A 20,247-nucleotide genomic window follows, 5' to 3' on the forward strand; every position below is an offset into this window, starting at 1 on the left:
GTAAAACCTTTCTCAATCCAAAATCCAAAATCTAAAATTCAAAATGGTATTAAGTGTTGCATTTTTTGCAACAACAACAGAAATATTTCCGCAAATTAGTAAGATAACAACAGATTTTCCGCAATATTTCTGATGATAAGTAAATAGCGGTAGTCAGATCCCCGACTTCTTTGAGAAGTCGGGGATCTCTTAAGCCATCATCAAATTATGAATTACGAACTTATACTGAGCGTAGCCGAAGTATTATGAATTACAAATTATTATTTTTGCCCTTATTGCTGAGTTCCCTGCTGCTATCTGATGCAGTACGCGCAACATCAAAAACCCAAGACTTGCAGATAGCACAACAACCAACCCAATCAAACGCAACTCGCGCCGCAGCAGAACAAGCATTAAATGAAGGATTAGAGTTATACAAGCAAGGCACAGCCGAAAGCTTAAAACAAGCACTTGCAAAATTGCAAATTGCTTTACCACTGTGGCAGAAATTAGGGGATAAATCTTACGAAGCTGTGACTCTACTGTCAATTGGTCGAGTCTACGACGCTTTAGGAGAAAAACAACAAGCCCTGTCATATTACAACCAAGCTCTGCCTATCTGGCTTGCGGTGGGTGATCGCTTTGGAGAAGCTACTACTCTCAATAACATTGGTAAAGTCTACGACGATTTAGGAAAAAAGCAGCAGGCATTGTCATATTACAACCAAGCTCTACTTCTTAGACGTGATGTGGGCGATCGCTCAGGCGTTGCTACTACTCTCAATAACGTTGGTGGAGTCTACGACGATTTAGGAAAAAAGCAGCAGGCCCTGTCATATTACAACCAAGCTCTGCCAATAAGACGTGCTTTGGGCGATCGCTCTGGTGAAGCGAACACTCTCTACAACGTCGCTTTCTTAGAACTAAGCAAAGGCAACTTACAAACTGCACTCACCCAAATTGAAGCATCTATAAAAATCATCGAAGAATTACGCACCAAAATCGACGACAAAGAATTACGGACTTCTTACTTCGCCACAGTGCAAGACTATTATCAGTTCTACATCGATTTGCTGATGCAGTTGCACAAAAAAGAACCAACCAAAGGTTACGCTGCACAAGCATTACACATCAGCGAACGCTCCCGCGCCAGGGTTTTATTAGAACTATTAACAGAAGCCAATGCCAAAATCCGCAAAGGCGTTGACCCTAAATTATTAGCACAAGAACAAAGTCTGCAAGAACAAATTGATGCCAAAGATAAACTGCGTCGAGATTTAATGAGCAAATCAGCACCCGCAACCGCAGTCAAAAAACTCGAACAAGAAATTGCCAATCTTCTCAGCCAATATCAACAACTGCAAACCCAAATTCGCACAACTAGCCCGAAATATGCCGCACTAAAATATCCTGAGCCATTAAAATTAGCGCAAATTCAACAACAACTCGATGCAAATACTGTGCTGTTGCAATATTCATTAGGTGCAGAACGCAGTTATCTTTGGGTTGTAACTCCCAATTCTCTTGATAGCTATGAACTCCCGCCACAAGCACAGATAGAAAAAGCAGCAAATGATTTTCGCCAAAGTATAGTCAGAGTAGTAGCTTCCCCTAAACAACAAGCAGCAGCAGCAAAACAACTAAGTCAAATTATCCTCGCTCCAGTCGCCAACAAGTTAGCAAACAAACGCTTGGTAATAGTCGCGGATGGTGCTTTACAAAATATTCCCTTTGCAGCCTTAACTGAACCAACTGCTCAAGAATCTTATCAACCACTGCTAGTCAACCACGAAATTGTTAATCTTCCTTCAGCTTCAACCATCGCCATCCTCAGACAAGAAACGCAAAAACGTCCAAAAGCACCGAAAGCTATAGCGATTCTCGCAGATCCCGTATTCAGTACAGATGATTCACGGGTGACAGGGAAACCAGAAAACAATTCCATCACTCCTGACTTAGACCTTCAACGTTCTGCACTCTCCAGGTCAGCCCGAAATTTAAATCGCAACGGTTGGGATAGATTAAACGGAACTCGTCAAGAAGCAGAAGCAATTCTCAAACTCGGTTCACCAACAGATAGCCTAGCCGTATTTGATTTTGATGCTAATTATGATTGGGTAACAAACTCAAAACTAAGTCAATACCGTGTTATTCACTTTGCAACTCATGGTTTTGCTGATGATACTAATCCAGAGTTATCAGGCATTGTACTTTCATTAATAGACAAGCAAGGTAAACCTCAAAGAGGATATCTGCGGTTAAACGATATCTTCAACCTCGATTTTCCTGCTGATTTAATCGTGTTGAGTGCTTGTCAAACCGGACAAGGTAAAGAAGTTCAAGGAGAAGGATTAGTAGGATTGACAAGAGGATTGATGTATGCAGGTTCACCCAGACTTGTATTGTCTTTATGGAATGTGGATGATCAGGGAACGAAAGAATTGATGAGTGAATTTTATCGCCAAATGTGGCAAGAAGGAAAATCGCCTGTTGCTGCCCTCCGCGCCGCACAACTAAGTTTATGGCAAAATCCTAATTGGCGTAAACCTTTGTATTGGGCTGCTTTTACTCTGCAAGGCGAATGGCGATGAAGGAAATTCTGTTTTGCGACTTTGAAGAGAAATGTCAAGATAGATTTAGAGGTTTCAGGAAGTCTTATGTCTCTAAATATCCAAGACTTGGAGAACATGCAGGTAGATTACCCTGACTATCGCATGGAATTAGTTGATGGGAATATAGTTGTTATGAGTCCATCAGGTTATGAGTCGGAAGAAGTCGGAACAGAGTTTGCTCGAATTTTGGGTAACTGGGTAAGGCCGCGCAAGTTAGGACGTGTAGTTGGTTCTAGTGCTGGTTTTAAATTACCTAACACAAATTTACGCGCTCCTGATGTCTCTTTTATTAAAGCCGAACGACTCAAACGTTCCACTGAAGATTATGCCGAATTGGTTCCTGATTTAGTAGTTGAAGTGAAATCAAAAACTGATTCTGTAGATAAACTCCGCGAGAAGATTCAGGAATTTATCGGACTGGGGACACAAATCGGGATTTTAATTAACCCCAAAACTAGAACTATGGAAGTCTACGGTTCTGGGGAACAAGTCATATTACGAGATGGCGATGTGTTGACGCTTCCAGATTTATTCCCTGGTTGGGAAGTCGCAATTTCGGAGATTTGGTCGCCAGTGTTTGAATAATTGTCATTGTCAAATCTGAAGACTAGCTACTGTGTCACTAAACTCTTTACAATAAAACCCTTGTTGGCTAAAAAATATTTTTCTCATTATGACAAATCAAGCCCCGATTCCCTTAATTATCAACGGTGCTGCTGGCAAAATGGGTCGTGAGGTAGTCAAAGCAGTAGCACAAGCACCTGATTTAACTTTAATGGGTGCAATTGACCGTAACCCGGAACATCAAGGTAAAGACGCTGGGGAATTAGCAGGTTTAACAGAACCTTTGGAAGTGCCAATTACTGACCAATTAGAGCCAATGTTAGGATACGTGGCTGGTGAAAGACAACTACCGCCTGGGGTAATCATCGACTTTACCCATCCTGATTCAGTGTATGACAATGTGCGGAGTGCGATCGCCTATGGTATTCGTCCGGTTGTTGGTACTACAGGCTTAAGTCCCGCACAAATTCAAAATTTGGCAGACTTTGCCGAAAAAGCTAGTACAGGTTGCTTGATTATCCCTAATTTCTCCATTGGGATGGTGTTATTACAGCAAGCCGCCATTACCGCATCGAAATATTTTGACCATGTAGAAATTATTGAACTGCATCACAACCAAAAAGCTGATGCACCCAGCGGTACGGCAATTCAAACCGCGCAGTTACTAGCAGAGCTAGGTAAAACTTTTAACCAAGTAATTGTCGAAGAGACCGAGAAAATACCAGGAGCTAGAGGCAGTCTAGCCGATGAAGGCATTAGAATTCATAGTGTACGCTTACCGGGACTAATCGCCCATCAAGAAGTGATTTTTGGGGCGGCTGGTCAAATTTATACCTTACGTCATGATACAAGCGATCGCGCCTGCTATATGCCCGGCGTATTACTGGCAATTCGCAAAGTCTCACAGTTAAAGTCGTTAGTGTATGGTTTAGAAAAGATACTTTAAACATTAGCACTCAACATCCAGCACCCATGCTTGTCCCACTGACTCGCCAGAAATTTGAACAAGTTATTCCCCTCATTGCTACTGGTCAGCAGTACAAGTACTATTGGGGGAAATTTTCTAATTTTTTACAGCGACTATTAGTTTCTGTAGTTTCTGTAGTTGTGATTTTACTAGTAAAAGCTTTGTTTGGGCTGGATTTTGGCCCCATCCTATTTTTTCTGGGTGTACTTGGGGCAATGTTTTGGCTGTGGTTCCCCGTATTTCAGGCAAGTATTCGGAATGCAAAATGCCGCCGTTATAAGTACTGCGGCTTTTTCCGGGGGCGAATTCTAGATTGGTGGATTACAGACAAATTGATGGGTAAACAAGAAACTGTCAACAGCAAAGGAGAGTTAGTAATTGTTGAAAACCGAGAAAAACGGATAAATTTAGAAGTTGGTGATAATACCGGATTTAGTGTCGAGTTAGATGCACCACTACGGCCTTTTCATAAAGCGATCGCTCGTGGTCAAATCGCTGAGATGATTGTCATGTCAAATCGTCCAGATTTAAGCACCATTGAAGATTTCAGCGATGTTTACATTCCCAGCCGTGACATCTGGGTCAACGATTATCCCTATCTCCGCCGAGACTTCTTTTCTGAAGTCAGTCGCCGCTTACGAGAAGGACAAAATGACAAACCACGCCGTCGGCGAAAATATGAAGATTAAAAAAGTTAAAAGGTAAAAGTTAAAAGTAAAAAACTGTTTCTTTTTCCTTTTGCATTTTTACTTTTACCTTGATCTAGCTTTGCCGATTTCCATTCTGTCCATAAGCTTGCCAAGCCAGATCTACTAATCCATCAACAACCGCAGCCGCTACAACAGCATTGCCTTTGCGACTTTCAATTGTAATACAAGGAACTAAAGAGTCTTGCAGTCGGCTTTTAGCCGTATCCACATCCACAAATCCCACTGGAGTAGCAATTATTAAAGCTGGCAGAATTTCTTCAGCTTCAATTAAATCCATCAGTGCTGTTAGTGCGGTTTGTGCCTGACCAACCACAAAAATACCCTCTGGATAACGCTTGGCTAGAGTTTCAATTCCCCATGCTGCTAAGGTTTTTTCCTTTTGAGGACGTGTGACAGTTTCCATGCTGCAATAGACTGGGTTAGCAAACGTGTTCTGAATGTCGTAAGCGATACCTACTTGTACCATTGGTACATCTACTACGATTGTGGTGCGTGCTGCTAACGCCGCTGCACCAGCTTGCAAAGCATGTTCCGAAAAGCGGATTAAAGACTTATATTCAAAGTCGGCTGTGGCGTATATCACCCGCCGCACAATTTCATACTCTGCGGGTGAAAAGGCATGATCGCCAATTTCACTATCAATGATTGCTAAACTTTGAGCATCAGTTACGTGCCATTCCATCACTATTCAGCGCTGATATACCAGCTTTCAGCTTATCAGCTTCAGTGAGTACTGAGTCAAAATCAACAGGACTTGCATACAAAATTGTCCTTCGAGGCTGAGTATAAGGGTATGGTGTGTCAGGTTTTTTTTGAATACCTACACCCTGATACCCCTAAACCCTTTGCTAAAAGCAACAGCACTCACAATTCAGGACTAGAAGAAGGACGACTGAACACAGGAGAAAGATAAGCAACTAAAGCACCGATAAAAAATCCAGAAATATTCCGAACTAACGGTAGCCAATCACTAGTGCGAGTCACTACTGGCCCAATACCAAAGGCTATGAATAACATTCCCCATAACGGAGAGAAAATTAATGCCCATTGCCAAGCTACAATTTGTTTGTCATTGCGGGGTTGGGCGGCAAATCCGCAAATTATCCCACCAATGATGGAGGTAACTAGGGTGAGAATCCACTGTTCTCTAGGGAGTCCCGGTACAACATTACAACCGCCTTTGATTAAGCAGCCTTTAACTGAGTCTAAGGCTTGTAATATTGATTGGTCTTCACCTTGTTCTCGCACAAAGTACAAGTTACCAAAGCGAGTTTGCAGTTCTATCCAAAATGTGCGGGGTAAAAGTTCGTAAACTGCATCGCCAACACTAAAGCTGAGAATGTTCCCACCACGAGAATCAGCAACTAGCAGGATACTTTTATCATCTAGACCCCAATAATTGATCACTGCTCGACCAGGAGTGCGATCGTACTGTGTTAATACTCGCAGTTTCCAGCCAGTTTCAGTTTCAAATTGCTTTAAATCGGAAACTAGCTTGTCTTCTTGAATGTCAGTGAGAGTTTTCGCCAAATCAATAACTGGAGTTTGGAAGTTAGGTAACAACTCAGGGTTGTCATAGGCTAGTGCTGCGGAAGGATTTGCTACCCAAATTGACCCAGCCACGAAAAATATTGCAATAGATACGAGAATTCGTCGCCAAAAACAAGACTGCATGGATGCTCTTATACAAATATAAACAGTAAAAGTGAACAAGTTGTTTTAAAAAGTAGGAGAGAAAAGTGATACTTCTTTACACTTGTTTACTTTACTCTAATATTAGGGTCTAAGAAAAGTATTGAGTATGAGAGATTTGTGGCCTATCGCCCAATAGCCATCAAGACCATGATAGCGATCGCTCTTTCTCGGTTTAGTGCTTTGTAATGCTGAAATTTAGATTTATTGTGTACCCAGTCCAGCAAAATCACATTGCAGACGACTGTAGGCGATCGCACTTTCCATCATAATTAAAGCAATACCTACGGTAGGCTACGCTAACGCCTGTTTGTCAAGATGAGCGATCGCGGAGTCTAGGATGACACTGTAAACGGCTTTATATTTATTCAGGCATAGTTACCTCTATTATTAAAGGATCTATGTATAGTTGATTAGAGTAAAAATATATAAACGAAGTTTGAATGCAGTAAAAATCATGTTGCAATCAATTGAAGGAGTTTACAAAAACGGTAAGGTAGAACTTACAGAATTACCGCCTGGTATTTCAGAAAGTATGGTAATTGTCACTTTCTTAGAGTCGAAAAAAACTCAACAACCAACCCAAATAATGCACTTTGGTATGTTCTCTGGGAATCAACAATCAACCGAAGCAGATTTTCACATTACTGAATTTCATGGTGATAGTGAAGACAGCTTAGACTGGTCATAAGTAGTTATGCAGTACGTTATAGATACTCATGCTCTTATCTGGTTTCTTGAAGGTAATACCCGCTTAGGTGCAAAGGCTAAGGCTATACTTTCGCATCCTGATTCACAGTTAGTTATTCCAGCTACCACTTTAGCTGAGGCTGTTTGGATTGTGGAAAGAGGTAGGACATCTATTCCTCATCCTCAAGATGTAATTTCAGTAGTAGAAGCTGACCCTCGTGTAGTAATTTACCCGCTTGATAAAGATATAATTGCAATGACTATGAGCCTATCTGCTATTAATGAAATGCACGACAGGCAAATTGTAGCTACTGCGTTAGTGTTAGCAAGTAAAGGTGATGTTGTGCAGTTATTAACGTGCGATCAAAATATAACTGCGTCGGCTTTAGTTGCTATTGTTTGGTAGTTTGTCGATTAAGAATACTGTAGCGATCGCACTTTGCACAACCCTAAAGCGATCGCCTGTATAAAAACTATGATGGCAGTTTATTTTTCATTAATTAAGCAGACATCAAACGCTGTATTGGTTCAGAAATTGAACGACATAATTCTTGAGCAGTTTCAATCCATTCCTGCATAATAACTTCTACATTTTGTAGTGATTCTTGATAAGTTTCACCATCAGATCCACATCCAGGTAATTCTGGTACTTCAGCTATAAATGCTTAATCTTCTTCACTCCAGTAGATATTAATTTCAGGCTCTCCCAGACTTGGGTTGATAAATTAACACTAAAAAATGGCTCAAACGATTGATACAACAAGGTTTGTCTACAACAAAACTAAAAATTTAATAAAAATTAACTTTATTATTCTTGAATTCTAGACTATGTAAGGATTTAACCTCATATCAAGTATTAATTTGTTATAGCTAGTCTAGGAGAGCCTAATTTCATAGCGAAGTATAATTTGTGATATTTTTTATAATTTTTCGGGAACGATATACTAATGCACACTTAGATTATATTGGACTTTACAGTGATAGCATTCAGGAACTTGCACTCAAATATCTTTTGGAATGAAACTGATGAAAGACAATCACAGAAGCTATACGTAGCATTGTGCCTTTTGATTTCAGCAGCATCAGATTTTGCAGTAGGGATTGATTTAAAAAATAGTGGGAAATTAAACTGGTCTACTACAGCTAGTTATTACTCAATATTTCACAGTGCTAGATTAATTATATTTCTGGCTCTAGGTAATTACCCACAAGATCATAATATTAGCCAATTGTTTGCACGAAATTCTGCCAATACAAGAGATCCATTGAAATTGAATGCTCTGAAATTTAATAGTCATCAAGTTGCATTAAGAGGCTATTTATAAAGTAAATCTAAAAGCGAAAAGAAAAGAGTTATGACAACGATAAGATACATTAAACGTAGTGTATTTACATAGTTAGGTATGGCGCGAAAGTCTTACCCCACAGACTTAACAGATATGGAGTGGGAAATCCTAGCCCCCTTGATTCCACCAGCGAAAGAAGGAGGACACCCGCGCACAACTGATATGCGGGAGGTATGCAACGCTATCTACTATCACCTGAAGACAGGATGCCAATGGAATATGCTTCCGGGAGACTTCCCGCCCAGCTCAACTGTATACAACTACTACCGCAAATGGCAGCGCAAAGGGGTATGGGAAAAATTAAACCATTCATTACGCGGTCAGGTTCGCTTAAAATTAGGTAAATCAACACAACCCAGCGCCCTCGCCGCAGACAGTCAGTCAGTTAAAACTGACCAAAAAAGGGGGATGTGTACGGTTTTGATGGCGGTAAAAAGGTAAAAGGGCGAAAGCGACAGACTTTGGTTGATAGCCTGGGATTATTGTTGAAAGTGGTTGTAAGTGAAGCAAATGCCCCAGAGCGAGTGCTTGCTGCCTATGCTTTGATGGAATTGTTAGAGGAGCGTCCTGAATTACTTGAGAAAGTTGAAGTTTTATGGGTTGATTCCGGTTATGACGGTGATAAGTTTGCTCTTTGTGTTTGGTTGATGATCCAAGCTCATGTTGAAGTCATACGGCGTACCGAGTCAGAATTTCAGGTTTTACCGAAACGTTGGGTAGTCGAAAGAACATTTGGGTGGTTTAACCAATATCATCGTCTCAGCAAAGATTATGAGCGCCTACCCGAAATGAGTGAAGCTGCTATATATGCTGTTATGACTCGGATTATGTTGCGTCGTCTTGTCGTCTAAAGATTTACTTTATAAATAGTCTCTAACAACAACAATTTCTGATTACTATAAAGATTTATTAAATTTACCCAATTCAGAAGTTTTATTTAACTCCATGAATGAAATTTTATCAAATGCAAAAAAATTGAGAAATAATAGTAACTATGATGCTTTATTAATGGCTCATGAATGGCATCATATTAATGTAACCAATGATTTTGTTAAGTTATCCAATTCAATGTCAAATGGAGCTAAACTATGTTTGAAAATAGCTAGTAATTGCTTTGAAAATTATATTATATATGATGCAGAAATTCGGCAGAACCGAGAAAAAATTAAGTATTTAGTAAAAAATTATATTGTTCGACGACTTTATCCATCAATTTCTGAAAGAATTCAAGATAAAAATGTACTAAATACAGTTATATCATGTACACAAAGGCTCGAGAATATATCAAATGAATTTGAAATTAATACAGATATAGAAAACCAACTAAATGAATTTGAAAAGTCATTTTTGATATCTAATTTTAGTCAAAAGAAAAATTTAATGGATAATTTTAACACTGATGTTCAGACATTAGCAGTTAAAGTTAAATTGGCATTGGCTGATTTAGAAAAATATATATAGTATACAATCTTTAGAGAAGCACAAGAATCGGTTTATTTCTAGGTATTGAATAATAGCCAAATTTTGCTACATTTAATGTCAATGTGGATGATACAACTATTTACCCAATTTTGACATTCCCAGCCTACATTAACTATTTGATAATGGTCGCGTTCTTTATCTAGAATTGTCTCATCAACTTCTATATTTCCGTGAGATGGCTTTTGCTCACTATATTCCAGTAGTATTTGTGGTACAAGCTGGCGATACCGAATGAATTTATCCATTGGAAAATCACTTCTGGCTCTTCTACATCCTCAATTACCAAATCATTGCTAAATTCAAAACAAAACCATTTAAAATATCTTCCCCTGATACTGTAATAGGAGATTCCAAAACATAAACTTCCTTACCTTGTCTATAAATTTCTACTTGTCGGGATTTACGATTAATTAATAAACCTAAACGCACACCATTGTCTATATATTCCCTCATCTTTTCCTGTGCAACCTTCAAACTATCACTTGGGGAAAGTAACTCAATGACAAAATCAGGACAAATGGGGGGAAACTTTTCTTTTTGTTCGTCAGTTAAAGCATTCCATCGTTCTAACTTTATCCAAGCAGCATCAGGAGAACGATCGCCACCTTTAGGTAATTTAAAACAAGTAGAAGAATCAAAAGCAATGCCAGTACCATCAGCATCAGTCCAATTCATTACTTGTTGAGTAATTCTAGCGTTTTTATTTCCCGTCTCTCCCCCCGTGGGTGGCATGATAATTAATTCTCCCGTAGCAGTGCGTTCAAATTTCAAATCACGGTTTGCTTGACATATCTGAAAAAATTGCTCATCTGTCAATTCCAACGCTGGTTTCAGATTGATTGTTAAAGCATTCATAGGAAGATCCCAGATTGAAAAATTAAGGCAGGCTTTAGGCCTGCCCATGTAATCCTATTCTATGCCTTCAATGCGGTCTTCAACTTCTTGGTACAACTCGCGGAGGCGTTCTAAATTCTCCTCGCTAGTTTCCCAATAACCGCGACCATTTACTTCCAACAAAGTTGAGACAATCTTGCGGAAAGAATGGGGGTTGAGGTTAAGTAACCGTTTTTGCATTTCTTCATCTTTGATGAAGGTTTCGTTGGTATCCTCATAAATCCAGTTGTCCACTGCGCCGGCTGTTGCACTCCAGCCTGTGGTATTTACCAACCGCTTGGAGAGTTCGCGGACACCTTCGTAACCGTGAGACAGCATACCTTCATACCACTTGGGATTTAATAATTTGGTACGGGCATCTAAGCGCACGGTTTCGGATAAGGTGCGGACTTGGGCGTTAGCTGTGGTGGTGTCTGCAATGTAGGATGAAGGTTTTTTACCATCACCACGCAGACTTGCTACCAGCTTGGTGGGGTCTGAGTCAAAGTAGTGGGAAACGTCTGTCAAGCTAATTTCAGAGGAATCCAGGTTTTGGAAAGTTGCATCAGCAGTTTTCAAGGTGCTTTCAAAAATCTGCCGGGATTCATCCATCATTCCGGGGTTATCGGAATTGAAGGAGAAGGATTTGCGATTGAGGTACATTTCTTGTAACTCGGCTTCGCTGTCCCAACTACTGTTTTCTACCGCCAAGTTGATATTTGAGGAGTAGGAACCAGAAGCATTGGAGAAGACGCGGGTGGCTGCTTGACGCAGATTAATACCCATTTCCTCAGCTTGCTGCAAAGCGTGTTTGCGGACAAAGTTCATTTCTAATGGTTCATCTGCTTCCGCCGCCATCTTCACCCCTTGGTCTAGCAAGTTCATTTGGTTGATGAACAAGTCACGGAATACACCAGAACAGTTAATTACTACATCAATTCTGGGTCTTCCCAACTCTTCTAGGGGGATTAACTCTAACTTGTTCACCCGTCCCAAGGAATCAGGAACCGGACGGACACCGACCATCCACATGATTTGTGCCAGGGATTCGCCATAGGTTTTGATGTTATCGGTTCCCCAGAGAACACAGGCGATGGTTTCTGGCCAATTACCGTTGTTTTCAGCTTTATTCCGCGCCAATAGTCTATCTACGACGATTTTGGCTGATTGGACAGCCGCCGCCGTGGGAATCGATTGGGGGTCGAGGGCGTGGATGTTCTTACCTGTGGGCAATACATCGGGGTTACGGATGGGGTCGCCACCAGGGCCGGGAAGAATATATTCGCCTTCTAAGCCTTTGAGTAATGCGCCGAGTTCGTTGTCTGCACAAACTTGTTGTAAGCAGAATTCTAAATACTCGAACAGGGGTTTTAAAACTGAGGTATCAACTTTGGGATACCCAGCTTTGTGCAGTGCTTCTACCCAAGGTTCCTTTTTGCCCATGTTGAAGAAATTCAACTTGGAAACTAGGGAAACCCTTCCTTCAGCATCGGTTTGTTCTTGTATTAATGCACCAACGGCGGCACGAGTAGCTAGGGTGATTTCTTGTAGTAGTTGGACATCTTCTAAGATACCGCGATCGCTATTTTGGTAAATCTCGTCAATATCCCGCCCTAAACTATTGGCAATAATCCGCGGTAAGCTGACAATTTCTTCTTCTTGACGGTCTAAGCTGGCAATATTTACCAGGGTAGCAACGGCTTCCTCAGCAGTTGGCGGTTTACCAATGACGTGCAAACCACAAGGTAATAACCGAGATTCGATTTCCATTAGCTTGCGGTAGACGCTGCCGACAATATTATCCCGTTCTTCGGGGGTCATATCTTTGGCATCGGTTTCGGGCAAGTTAATATCTTTATCCAGGTTGACGATGCGGCATTTATCCATAATCGTGTTGACGATGGGGATACCGCGACCGCTATCTTTTAAGGTTTGGTAAGAAGCAATTAACTCGCTGAGTTCTTTCAACCCTTTGTACAAACCAGCGTTTTCAGCGGGTGGTGTCAGGTAAGAAATTGTCTCGGCGTAACTGCGGCGTTTAGCAATTGTGGCTTCGCTGGGGTTGTTAGCGGCGTAGTAGTACAGGTTGGGAATGTTACCAATCAAGTTATCGGGGTAACAATCACCAGACATCCCCATTTGCTTACCTGGCATGAATTCCAAGGAACCATGTGTACCGAAGTGCAGTACCGCATCCGCACCCCAAACTCTTTCAAGATAGGTGTAGTAAGCCGCAAAACCGTGGTGAGGGCTGGCGGAACGGGAGAATAACAACCGCATCGGGTCGCCTTCGTAACCAAACGTAGGCTGAACACCGATAAAGACGTTACCAAATTGCTTACCGTAAATCAGCAAGTTTTGTCCATCGCTGTTGAGGTTTCCTGGTGGTGGCCCCCAGTTTTCTTCTAGGCGTTGGGAATAAGGTGTGAGTGCCTCATATTCTGGCACTGACATTTTGTAAGCAATGTTCAGTTCCGGGCTGGCATACTGTGCTTGTGCGTCGTGGATGACTTCCTGCATCAAAGCTTCAGCTGATTCTGGTAACTCTGGCAAGTCGTAGCCGTTGTTTCGCAGCGCCTTCATGACTTCGTAGATGGAACCGAATACATCTAAGTAAGCTGCTGTACCGACGTTGCCTTTGTCGGGGGGGAAACTGAAAACGGTGATGGCAACTTTTTTATCTAGTTTGGGTTTGCGGCGCAGGTTAGCCCATCTCAAAGCACGTTGGGCAACAGCTTCGATGCGATCGCGCAGTGCGATCGCTTTTCCTGTCGCCCCATCTCTACCCGATAAGATAATCGGTTCAATCGCCCCATCTAGTTCAGGAATGGCAATTTGTAAAGCTACTTGAATGGGATGTAAGCCTAAATCGCTATCTAACCATTCTTCGGTGGTTTGGAATACCAAGGGTAACGCCACCATGTAAGGGCGATTTAAGCGTTTGAGTGAGTCAATTGCTTTGGGATGGTCTTGTCTAGCTGGGCCGCCAACTAACGCAAAACCAGTTAAGGATATGACTGCATCAACTAGTGCTGTGTTGGTGGTTGGTTCGTAGAAATAAGCATCCACAGGCTTGGAGAAATCCAAACCACCAGCAAACACAGGCACTACCCGTGCGCCGAGGGATTCTAATTCCTGTACCATTGCCACGTAATGGGCATCATCACCTGTAACTAGGTGAGTGCGTTGTAATACTAAGCCTACACAAGGGGCTAGGGGATCTTTCAAATCACTGGAAATATCTTTACGGGCTGTATACCAGTTGAGATATTCTCGGACATCCTCATACATGGTGGTTGCTAAAGGATGCCAAATCCCCATATCAGGGTAAACAACTGGTGCTTCATATTCCAGAGACGCAGAACCTTGTTTGTCTACGCCTTTTAATACATACTTGTCAGCCAGCATCAGCAAGAAGTTTTCCAGGTTTTCTGGAGAACCACCTAACCAATACTGAAAACTCAACATGAAATTGCGTGCGTCCTGTGCCTTTTCCATAGGCAAGAACTTCAACACTTGGGGCAGTGTCCGCAAGAGTTTCAGCATTCCATCTTGGAATCCGGCACCGGATTTTTCTTTGCGTTTCCGCATGAATTGTGCGATCGCACTCTTCGATTGACCCAACTGCGCCAAGGAAAAACTGCCCATTTTATTTAGGCGCATTACCTCTGGCATTGAGGGGAAAACAACGGCAACGTCTAAATTATCGCGGTACGGTTCTACTGCGGTTACTACTTTTTGTGCTAAGTCTTCGATAAAAATCAGAGAGGCAATAAAAATATTGGCACTTTGTATATCGCGTTGGAACTCTTCATAGTTTTCTTGGTCTCTGAGTTCCTCAATTAAGTACCCACTGATTTCGATCGCCAGATCGGGACTGTTCGCGTTAATTGTGCGAACCGCTTGCGATAATGCACTCTGGTACTGGGACTCAAGCACGACATAGACCACCTTAATTAAATTACGTCCGCGCAGGTTTTCAGGCGCAATGTGTCTAATGGTGGACTTGACGTGGGTGAACATGCTTCCTCTGCTCCTTTGATGCGTGTTCTCGACTTGAAGTTTTTGATGGCTGATAACGCCACTGATTACTTCTTTTATTCGGCAATAAGTGTTTTTTATCAGAAAAACCTTGCCCAGAGAGCATTTTGCCTGATTTATGACACAAATTGATATAAAAATCGCAAACTTTGTTAACAAACATTAATAAATAATAAAAGTAAATGCTCGAATTATGTAACAAAATCTTAATATTTTTCCTATAATTCTCACAAATCGGTAATTTTGAGGAGCGATATAGTCAAAAAAATAAATATGTAATTTTGTCAAGTATTTAATAGTAAATTTAAGCAAAGAATAATAAAGAGGTCAGGATTCGCGTATTATTTCCCCATTTTTTCATAGTGATACCAAATAAAGAGCGATCGCCTGACTAAACAACTAACATAAAATCAGATTTACTAAGGGAGGAGGTGCGATGGCTACTCAAGTTGTAAATACCACCTCAGAATTAATTGCCAAGTTGCAAACTCTAGCACCAGAACAGCAACAGCAGGTCTTAGATTTTGTGGAATTTTTAATGCAAAAATATGCTCAACCTGAAAAAACCCAAGAAACTCTTCAACAACGACTCCCAGACTTAAATCGAGGCGAAATTTGGATGAGTGATGATTTTAATGATCCTTTACCTGATGAATTTTGGATGGGCGAAGGAGAAATATAGGCATCCGATTTGATTTTTGAAATTATCTTTCAAGGCTGAGAGTAGAGAGTAGGAAAGAGCATTTTTTGGGTGTACTGTATTTTTTTCAGAAATCAAATGCGAGTCCTATAGTATTTTTGATTAGTATGAAAATTCCAACTTCTCAAGAGTTATCTTATTTAGCAGATGAATTAAATAATGTAGATAATTATCAAGGTAATTAGTATTTATATTTTCACTACCCCTCTCGCACCATCCAAACCAACATTCCTAATAGAATTTCCACTGGAGGAACTGTATAATCAGTCAAATCAATACTTAATGTTTGCTCTACTAATTTCAAAAATCTCCAAGTAGTGCCACTGCTAACACTTCCGTAAATTGTCTTAATTGGGATATTATTCGTTTCATTAAATTTTTGCGCTGCAATCATTTCTGCGGCACATTGCCCTAAACCTGGTTTCAAATCACCTTTTTTCGCTTCAATAATTACAATAACAGGAGCTTCAATAAATATTTGTTCAGGTGAGCGGCTAATTAAAAAATCACACACCCCACTTAAGCCTAAATCTGGTGCAACTGTAAAATCTTCACCCGAAAACAAGCTAACTTTGCGTTCGAGTATTTTTCGGACTTCTAAAAGAATAGGACTAATAATTAACTCTGATCGGGCTTTTTCTGAACTTGTCGCTGTTGCTAGTGGGATGCCTTCACTTAGTGCTTCTTGGAGATAAGGAGTAGGTTTTATTGGTTGTATTTCTGGTAAAAAACGTGCGTTTTCAACTATTTTTAAGTTGAAGTCGCGTTTGACTTTTGCCAGTGAGAAGTCACTATAAGACATGAGGAATTAAATATTTTGTTTGAACATCATTGAATTTCAGTATTTTCTATTTGAGCTTGTAATTTTTGAACCTGTTCGACAGTTAAATCAGTAACTTCAACAATTAATTCAATATCAAAACCTTTACTCAGCATATTTCTGGCAATTTCCTGAGCTTTTTGTTCTAAACCTTGTTTAAACCCCTGTTCAAAACCTTCCTGAAACCATTCTTGCCAAATATCTTGATCAATAACCAATTCACGCATAAAGTTACTGGGGTTGAGTGTCTTCTGTTTGAGCCTGCAATTTTTGCAACTGTTCAATAGTTAAACCTGTGGCATCCGCAATTATTTCGAGACTAATACCTTTATTAATCAGTTTGATGGCAATTTCTTGAGTGTTTTGTTGAATCCCCTGCTCAAGACCTTCTTGTAAAATATCTTGATAAATTACAGATTCGCGCATAATATCACTCCGCAAAATTCTTTTAATCACGTCCTTATTTAATACTAACCCAGATAACACGGCCGTTGATGCAGCAAGATTACTGCGGATTCTGGTATCTTCGATTGCTTCAATAACTTGAGCTACTTCTTCTAAGGTTCGCGTTTGATTATTGGTTTGGCTTAAAGTTGCAAATGGTAGCAAACCTGGGCAATTGAAAAATATTTCCGTAGGCTGTTCCCACAGTCGAATTACGTCAAATCTGTGCCAGCTATTTTCTAAAATAAATTCGGTTTGATAAACTAACTCAGAATCGCTTGGTTGTAAATAAATTACTACCTGACGCATTTTTTTCTGGGGAAATTTGCGATACCCGCGTAAGCGATAATCACTCATCCGAAAGGGAATCTCAACTTTTGGTCTGGTTTGAAATTCTAGATGGAGGACAATTTCATCAGACTGTAACAAAATTAGCGCATCTGCCCGTATGGGTTCGAGGGATAATTCCGATGGACTTAGTTGAGTTAGTGCAATTGGTTCATTCAGTAGCCAAGTTGCAAAGTCACTGGTAAATGATTCAGCAAGGAACTTACAGACATTATCATACATAGGTTGTAATTTTATCAGCACTTAGCCCCAACGAATGGAATTCGCGGCTATCAGAACAAAGTCCGCCTGCTCGGACTAATGTAAAATCGAAGGTTTTCAAAAGATTTATAAAGAAAATTTTTCATATTACTTTATTCCCGACAACATAATTAATAGATTTCAGCCAATTTTTCTCCAAAAACAAGGATGCCAATTTTAGATTTTTGATTGCCCATTGATAAATTACCGAATCTAAAATTCTTGATTAAGACTCTTGGGCAAGTTGAGCTTTTGCCTGTTGCCAGAGTATTTCTAACTCATCCAAACTGTAATCAGAGAGGGGGCGGTCAACCACTGCCTCCATTTTTTGTAACCTCTGCACAAACCGCTGATTTGTCCCTTGCAAAGCGGCGCTAGGGTCAAGATTATACCAACGGGCTAACTGAATCACCGCAAATAATAAATCGCCTAACTCTGCTTGTTGGCGTTCTGGTGTTTCCTCTGCCAAAGCTTGGTGAAACTCGCCTAACTCTTCGTGAAACTTTGCCCACACGCCATCAATATTTTCCCATTCAAAGCCTACCGCCGCCGCTTTATGAGAAATTTTCATCGCCGCCATCAATGGGGGCAGAGTGCGCCCGTAGCGGCTGAGTTTGGCACTAAGTTGGTGTTTTTCGGGAGTTGCTTCGCCTTTTTCTGCTGCTTTAATTTGCTCCCAATTTTGCCGCACCTCATCGATATTCTGTACCGACACATCACCAAAAACATGGGGATGGCGGCGAATGAGTTTTTGCGAAATCCCTTGGGCGACTTGTTTGAGAGTGAATTTTTGGTACTCCTTGGCGATTTGGGCTTGTAAAACAACTTGTAACAGCAAATCGCCTAATTCCTCAGAAATTGCCGCTTGATCACCACTTTGAATTGCATCTACCACTTCATAAGCTTCTTCAATCACATAAGGTATAAGCGTTTCGGGAGTTTGTACTAAATCCCAAGGACAACCCCCATCAGGCGATCGCAATTTTGCCACTACATCAATTAATTCTTGTAACGCCGCTAATGTTTCAGCCTGATTGTGATTTAGTTCCATAACTAATCTATTGCCCACCTAAATACTTTTTCTACTATTGTCGCCCCATTCCCCACCCCCATTCCCTCGATTCTGGGTAAATTTGCTAGAGTGACACTAGGATTTTTCAGTTAAATCTCTGAAATTCAGCCAGCAGACGAGGCTACCCATGCTTACAAATACCCTACTTCTCTCGAACCAACTACCAACTTTAAAATACTCCTCCACTACAGAACGATTCGATGAAACGTGGGAAGCCCCCCTGGCAACCCTTTTGGGACTAGGACGCGCCGCTGGTGCTGACTTCATCGAATTTTTCTTAGAGCGTCGCAATTACATTAATTGTTTAGCAGAAGACGATGCCATCACCAGCATTTCACCTAGTTTTGCTACAGGTGCAGGGGTGAGAGTCTTTCGCGGCAAAGGTGATTGCTATGTGAGTACAAATGACCTTTCCTTTGCTGGGTTGAAAGCAGCTTTAGAAAAAGGACTTTCCATTTTAGGGTTACAACTACCCGCACCTTATTCTTTTATCCCAGAAATTAACCTCGAATTATTGCGAGACTACGCCACAAAACGCGGTAAAGATAGCTGGTTAGGGCTGTGTAGCTCTATCCGCGAAATGGGCGAAATCCTCTTGGACGGTAATGCTGCTCTCATGCAAAAAGCCAGCCATGTCCAATCACGCCGCGCCATTTATTTCCGAGATTGGCAAGAAGTGTTAGTCGCCTCTAGTGATGGCACCTTTGCCCGTGACATTCGCCTCACCCAGTCTGTAGGATTTAACTTATTGTCTGCCGATGGTGCTAATCGTTCTTCTATTGGTGAACGTGCAGGAAATACTAGCGATGCTAACTTCCTGAGAACTTGGGACTATACCCAAGCCGCCGAGCAAATCGCTGAATCTGCTGGCAAAATGCTGTATGCAGATTATGTTGAATCTGGTAATTACCCCATCATCATGGCCAATCACTTTGGCGGGGTAATCTTCCACGAAGCCTGCGGACACCTGCTAGAAACCACCCAAATTGAGCGCAATACTACCCCCTTTGCCGACAAAAAAGGCGAAAAAATTGCCCATGAAAGTTTAACAGCTTGGGATGAAGGACGTTCTGACAATGCCTTCGGGACAATTGACATGGATGACGAAGGTATGCCGGCACAGAGAACATTACTCATAGAAAAAGGTATTCTCAAGAATTTCTTAGCCGATAGAGCCGGTTCTTGGCGTACCGGACACCCCAGAACAGGTAGCGGCCGCCGCCAAAATTATACCTTTGCTGCTGCCAGCCGGATGCGTAACACCTACATTGCCACTGGGGAATACACCAACGAAGATTTATTTGCCTCTATTGATAAAGGCATTTACTGTAAAAAAATGGGTGGCGGTAGTGTTGGCGCTACAGGTCAATTTAACTTTAGTGTGGATGAAGCTTACTTAATTGAAAATGGCAAAATTACCAAGCCATTAAAAGGAGCAATTTTAATTGGTGAAGCCAAGGAAATTATGAATAAAATTTCTATGTGTTCCCAAGATTTAGAATTAGCTCCAGGCTTCTGTGGTTCCGTCAGTGGCAGCATTTACACCACAGTTGGACAACCACATATTAAAGTTGATTCCATCACCGTCGGCGGACGTTAATTATATACAACCACAGATGAATAACATCCATCTGCGGTTAATTTAAAATCCAAAATCCAAATTGACT

22 protein-coding genes are annotated in these 20,247 nt (G+C 41.1%); 11 read left to right on the plus strand and 11 right to left on the minus strand.

Annotated elements, in window-relative coordinates; translation table 11 throughout:
• Positions 1-245 precede the first annotated feature (245 nt).
• The 4 genes from NOS7107_RS01855 to NOS7107_RS01870 all read left to right on the plus strand — a co-directional run bounded on the left by NOS7107_RS01855 (position 246) and on the right by NOS7107_RS01870 (position 4,811).
• Complete coding sequence (locus tag NOS7107_RS01855; protein WP_015111292.1) at positions 246-2,570, plus strand: CHAT domain-containing protein; 2,325 nt, start codon at positions 246-248, stop codon at positions 2,568-2,570.
• 66 nt (positions 2,571-2,636) lie between these two features.
• Positions 2,637-3,176: a Uma2 family endonuclease gene (locus tag NOS7107_RS01860; protein WP_015111293.1), complete on the plus strand. Its 540-nt coding sequence runs from the start codon at positions 2,637-2,639 to the stop codon at positions 3,174-3,176.
• Between the two features lie 88 nt (positions 3,177-3,264).
• The gene (gene dapB / locus NOS7107_RS01865) at positions 3,265-4,101 is read left to right on the plus strand and encodes a 4-hydroxy-tetrahydrodipicolinate reductase (protein WP_015111294.1); all 837 of its coding nucleotides are present in this window, start codon (positions 3,265-3,267) and stop codon (positions 4,099-4,101) included.
• Positions 4,102-4,127: 26 nt separating this feature from the next.
• A complete protein-coding gene (locus NOS7107_RS01870) occupies positions 4,128-4,811 on the plus strand; it encodes a hypothetical protein (protein WP_015111295.1) in 684 nt (227 codons plus the stop codon).
• Between the two features lie 73 nt (positions 4,812-4,884).
• Here NOS7107_RS01870 and NOS7107_RS01875 read toward each other — a convergent pair whose 3' ends face one another.
• From NOS7107_RS01875 to NOS7107_RS29625, 3 genes are all read right to left on the minus strand, one after another.
• Positions 4,885-5,514 (minus strand): precorrin-8X methylmutase, encoded by a 630-nt coding sequence (locus NOS7107_RS01875; protein WP_015111296.1) that lies wholly within the window; start codon positions 5,512-5,514, stop codon positions 4,885-4,887.
• A gap of 182 nt (positions 5,515-5,696) precedes the next feature.
• Complete coding sequence (locus NOS7107_RS01880; protein WP_015111297.1) at positions 5,697-6,506, minus strand: TPM domain-containing protein; 810 nt, start codon at positions 6,504-6,506, stop codon at positions 5,697-5,699.
• 143 nt (positions 6,507-6,649) lie between these two features.
• Entirely contained in the window at positions 6,650-6,784 is a 135-nt protein-coding gene (locus NOS7107_RS29625) for a hypothetical protein (RefSeq protein WP_301280988.1), read from the minus strand.
• Positions 6,785-6,981: 197 nt separating this feature from the next.
• On the opposite strand from NOS7107_RS29625, the gene NOS7107_RS01885 reads away from it, so the two are divergent.
• Together NOS7107_RS01885 and NOS7107_RS01890 are read left to right on the plus strand one after the other, a co-directional pair.
• Positions 6,982-7,215 (plus strand): hypothetical protein, encoded by a 234-nt coding sequence (locus tag NOS7107_RS01885; protein WP_015111298.1) that lies wholly within the window; start codon positions 6,982-6,984, stop codon positions 7,213-7,215.
• Between the two features lie 6 nt (positions 7,216-7,221).
• On the plus strand, positions 7,222-7,620 hold the full coding sequence (locus tag NOS7107_RS01890; protein WP_015111299.1) for a type II toxin-antitoxin system VapC family toxin: 399 nt from the start codon (positions 7,222-7,224) through the stop codon (positions 7,618-7,620).
• A 94-nt stretch (positions 7,621-7,714) separates the two neighbouring features.
• Here the strand turns inward: NOS7107_RS01890 and NOS7107_RS29220 are convergent, their stop codons facing one another.
• Positions 7,715-7,873 carry a type II toxin-antitoxin system HicB family antitoxin gene (locus tag NOS7107_RS29220; RefSeq protein ID WP_253274547.1) on the minus strand — a complete coding sequence of 53 codons (159 nt, stop codon included), beginning with the start codon at positions 7,871-7,873 and terminating at the stop codon, positions 7,715-7,717.
• Positions 7,874-8,191: 318 nt separating this feature from the next.
• Here NOS7107_RS29220 and NOS7107_RS29780 point away from each other — a divergent pair, with 318 nt between their 5' ends.
• From NOS7107_RS29780 to NOS7107_RS01910, 3 genes are all read left to right on the plus strand, one after another.
• Positions 8,192-8,539: a HEPN domain-containing protein gene (locus tag NOS7107_RS29780; RefSeq protein ID WP_367579901.1), complete on the plus strand. Its 348-nt coding sequence runs from the start codon at positions 8,192-8,194 to the stop codon at positions 8,537-8,539.
• A gap of 78 nt (positions 8,540-8,617) precedes the next feature.
• A protein-coding gene (locus tag NOS7107_RS27515; protein ID WP_085999800.1) for an IS5 family transposase occupies positions 8,618-9,411 on the plus strand; the annotation gives its coding sequence in 2 pieces (ribosomal slippage) (positions 8,618-8,957 and positions 8,957-9,411; 795 coding nt in all).
• 94 nt (positions 9,412-9,505) lie between these two features.
• Entirely contained in the window at positions 9,506-10,021 is a 516-nt protein-coding gene (locus NOS7107_RS01910) for a hypothetical protein (protein WP_015111302.1), read from the plus strand.
• A gap of 38 nt (positions 10,022-10,059) precedes the next feature.
• On the opposite strand, the gene NOS7107_RS01915 is transcribed toward NOS7107_RS01910, so the two are convergent.
• From NOS7107_RS01915 to NOS7107_RS01925, 3 genes are read right to left on the minus strand one after another with little or no spacing between them, the layout of a single operon-like run.
• On the minus strand, positions 10,060-10,287 hold the full coding sequence (locus NOS7107_RS01915; RefSeq protein WP_015111303.1) for an element excision factor XisI family protein: 228 nt from the start codon (positions 10,285-10,287) through the stop codon (positions 10,060-10,062).
• A gap of 34 nt (positions 10,288-10,321) precedes the next feature.
• Positions 10,322-10,897, minus strand: a complete 576-nt coding sequence (locus NOS7107_RS01920; RefSeq protein WP_015111304.1) for a Uma2 family endonuclease — start codon at positions 10,895-10,897, stop codon at positions 10,322-10,324.
• 54 nt (positions 10,898-10,951) lie between these two features.
• Positions 10,952-14,938: a magnesium chelatase subunit H gene (locus NOS7107_RS01925; RefSeq protein WP_015111305.1), complete on the minus strand. Its 3,987-nt coding sequence runs from the start codon at positions 14,936-14,938 to the stop codon at positions 10,952-10,954.
• A 454-nt stretch (positions 14,939-15,392) separates the two neighbouring features.
• Between NOS7107_RS01925 and NOS7107_RS01930 the strand changes: the two genes are divergently transcribed.
• Positions 15,393-15,638, plus strand: a complete 246-nt coding sequence (locus NOS7107_RS01930) for a DUF2281 domain-containing protein (protein ID WP_015111306.1) — start codon at positions 15,393-15,395, stop codon at positions 15,636-15,638.
• A 217-nt stretch (positions 15,639-15,855) separates the two neighbouring features.
• Here the strand turns inward: NOS7107_RS01930 and NOS7107_RS01935 are convergent, their stop codons facing one another.
• The 4 genes from NOS7107_RS01935 to mazG all read right to left on the minus strand — a co-directional run bounded on the left by NOS7107_RS01935 (position 15,856) and on the right by mazG (position 18,559).
• Positions 15,856-16,458: a hypothetical protein gene (locus NOS7107_RS01935; RefSeq protein ID WP_015111307.1), complete on the minus strand. Its 603-nt coding sequence runs from the start codon at positions 16,456-16,458 to the stop codon at positions 15,856-15,858.
• Positions 16,459-16,484: 26 nt separating this feature from the next.
• The gene (locus NOS7107_RS01940) at positions 16,485-16,703 is read right to left on the minus strand and encodes a hypothetical protein (RefSeq protein WP_044499568.1); all 219 of its coding nucleotides are present in this window, start codon (positions 16,701-16,703) and stop codon (positions 16,485-16,487) included.
• A 4-nt stretch (positions 16,704-16,707) separates the two neighbouring features.
• Positions 16,708-17,490, minus strand: a complete 783-nt coding sequence (locus tag NOS7107_RS01945; protein ID WP_015111308.1) for an Rpn family recombination-promoting nuclease/putative transposase — start codon at positions 17,488-17,490, stop codon at positions 16,708-16,710.
• Between the two features lie 244 nt (positions 17,491-17,734).
• The gene (mazG, locus tag NOS7107_RS01950) at positions 17,735-18,559 is read right to left on the minus strand and encodes a nucleoside triphosphate pyrophosphohydrolase (RefSeq protein WP_015111309.1); all 825 of its coding nucleotides are present in this window, start codon (positions 18,557-18,559) and stop codon (positions 17,735-17,737) included.
• A gap of 148 nt (positions 18,560-18,707) precedes the next feature.
• Here mazG and NOS7107_RS01955 point away from each other — a divergent pair, with 148 nt between their 5' ends.
• Positions 18,708-20,180 (plus strand): TldD/PmbA family protein, encoded by a 1,473-nt coding sequence (locus tag NOS7107_RS01955; protein ID WP_015111310.1) that lies wholly within the window; start codon positions 18,708-18,710, stop codon positions 20,178-20,180.
• Positions 20,181-20,247: the final 67 nt, after the last annotated feature.

It is taken from the genome of Nostoc sp. PCC 7107 (assembly GCF_000316625.1).
Lineage (GTDB): Bacteria > Cyanobacteriota > Cyanobacteriia > Cyanobacteriales > Nostocaceae > Nostoc_B.

Coding starts and splice junctions, on each gene's coding strand:
- NOS7107_RS01855 (WP_015111292.1), top strand. CDS start 246: ATGAATTACAAATTATTATTTTTGCCCTTATTGCTGAGTTCCCTGCTG.
- NOS7107_RS01860 (WP_015111293.1), top strand. CDS start 2,637: ATGTCTCTAAATATCCAAGACTTGGAGAACATGCAGGTAGATTACCCT.
- dapB (WP_015111294.1), top strand. CDS start 3,265: ATGACAAATCAAGCCCCGATTCCCTTAATTATCAACGGTGCTGCTGGC.
- NOS7107_RS01870 (WP_015111295.1), top strand. CDS start 4,128: ATGCTTGTCCCACTGACTCGCCAGAAATTTGAACAAGTTATTCCCCTC.
- NOS7107_RS01875 (WP_015111296.1), bottom strand. CDS start 5,514: ATGGAATGGCACGTAACTGATGCTCAAAGTTTAGCAATCATTGATAGT.
- NOS7107_RS01880 (WP_015111297.1), bottom strand. CDS start 6,506: ATGCAGTCTTGTTTTTGGCGACGAATTCTCGTATCTATTGCAATATTT.
- NOS7107_RS01885 (WP_015111298.1), top strand. CDS start 6,982: ATGTTGCAATCAATTGAAGGAGTTTACAAAAACGGTAAGGTAGAACTT.
- NOS7107_RS01890 (WP_015111299.1), top strand. CDS start 7,222: ATGCAGTACGTTATAGATACTCATGCTCTTATCTGGTTTCTTGAAGGT.
- NOS7107_RS01910 (WP_015111302.1), top strand. CDS start 9,506: ATGAATGAAATTTTATCAAATGCAAAAAAATTGAGAAATAATAGTAAC.
- NOS7107_RS01915 (WP_015111303.1), bottom strand. CDS start 10,287: ATGGATAAATTCATTCGGTATCGCCAGCTTGTACCACAAATACTACTG.
- NOS7107_RS01920 (WP_015111304.1), bottom strand. CDS start 10,897: ATGAATGCTTTAACAATCAATCTGAAACCAGCGTTGGAATTGACAGAT.
- NOS7107_RS01925 (WP_015111305.1), bottom strand. CDS start 14,938: ATGTTCACCCACGTCAAGTCCACCATTAGACACATTGCGCCTGAAAAC.
- NOS7107_RS01930 (WP_015111306.1), top strand. CDS start 15,393: ATGGCTACTCAAGTTGTAAATACCACCTCAGAATTAATTGCCAAGTTG.
- NOS7107_RS01935 (WP_015111307.1), bottom strand. CDS start 16,458: ATGTCTTATAGTGACTTCTCACTGGCAAAAGTCAAACGCGACTTCAAC.
- NOS7107_RS01940 (WP_044499568.1), bottom strand. CDS start 16,703: ATGCGTGAATTGGTTATTGATCAAGATATTTGGCAAGAATGGTTTCAG.
- NOS7107_RS01945 (WP_015111308.1), bottom strand. CDS start 17,490: ATGTATGATAATGTCTGTAAGTTCCTTGCTGAATCATTTACCAGTGAC.
- mazG (WP_015111309.1), bottom strand. CDS start 18,559: ATGGAACTAAATCACAATCAGGCTGAAACATTAGCGGCGTTACAAGAA.
- NOS7107_RS01955 (WP_015111310.1), top strand. CDS start 18,708: ATGCTTACAAATACCCTACTTCTCTCGAACCAACTACCAACTTTAAAA.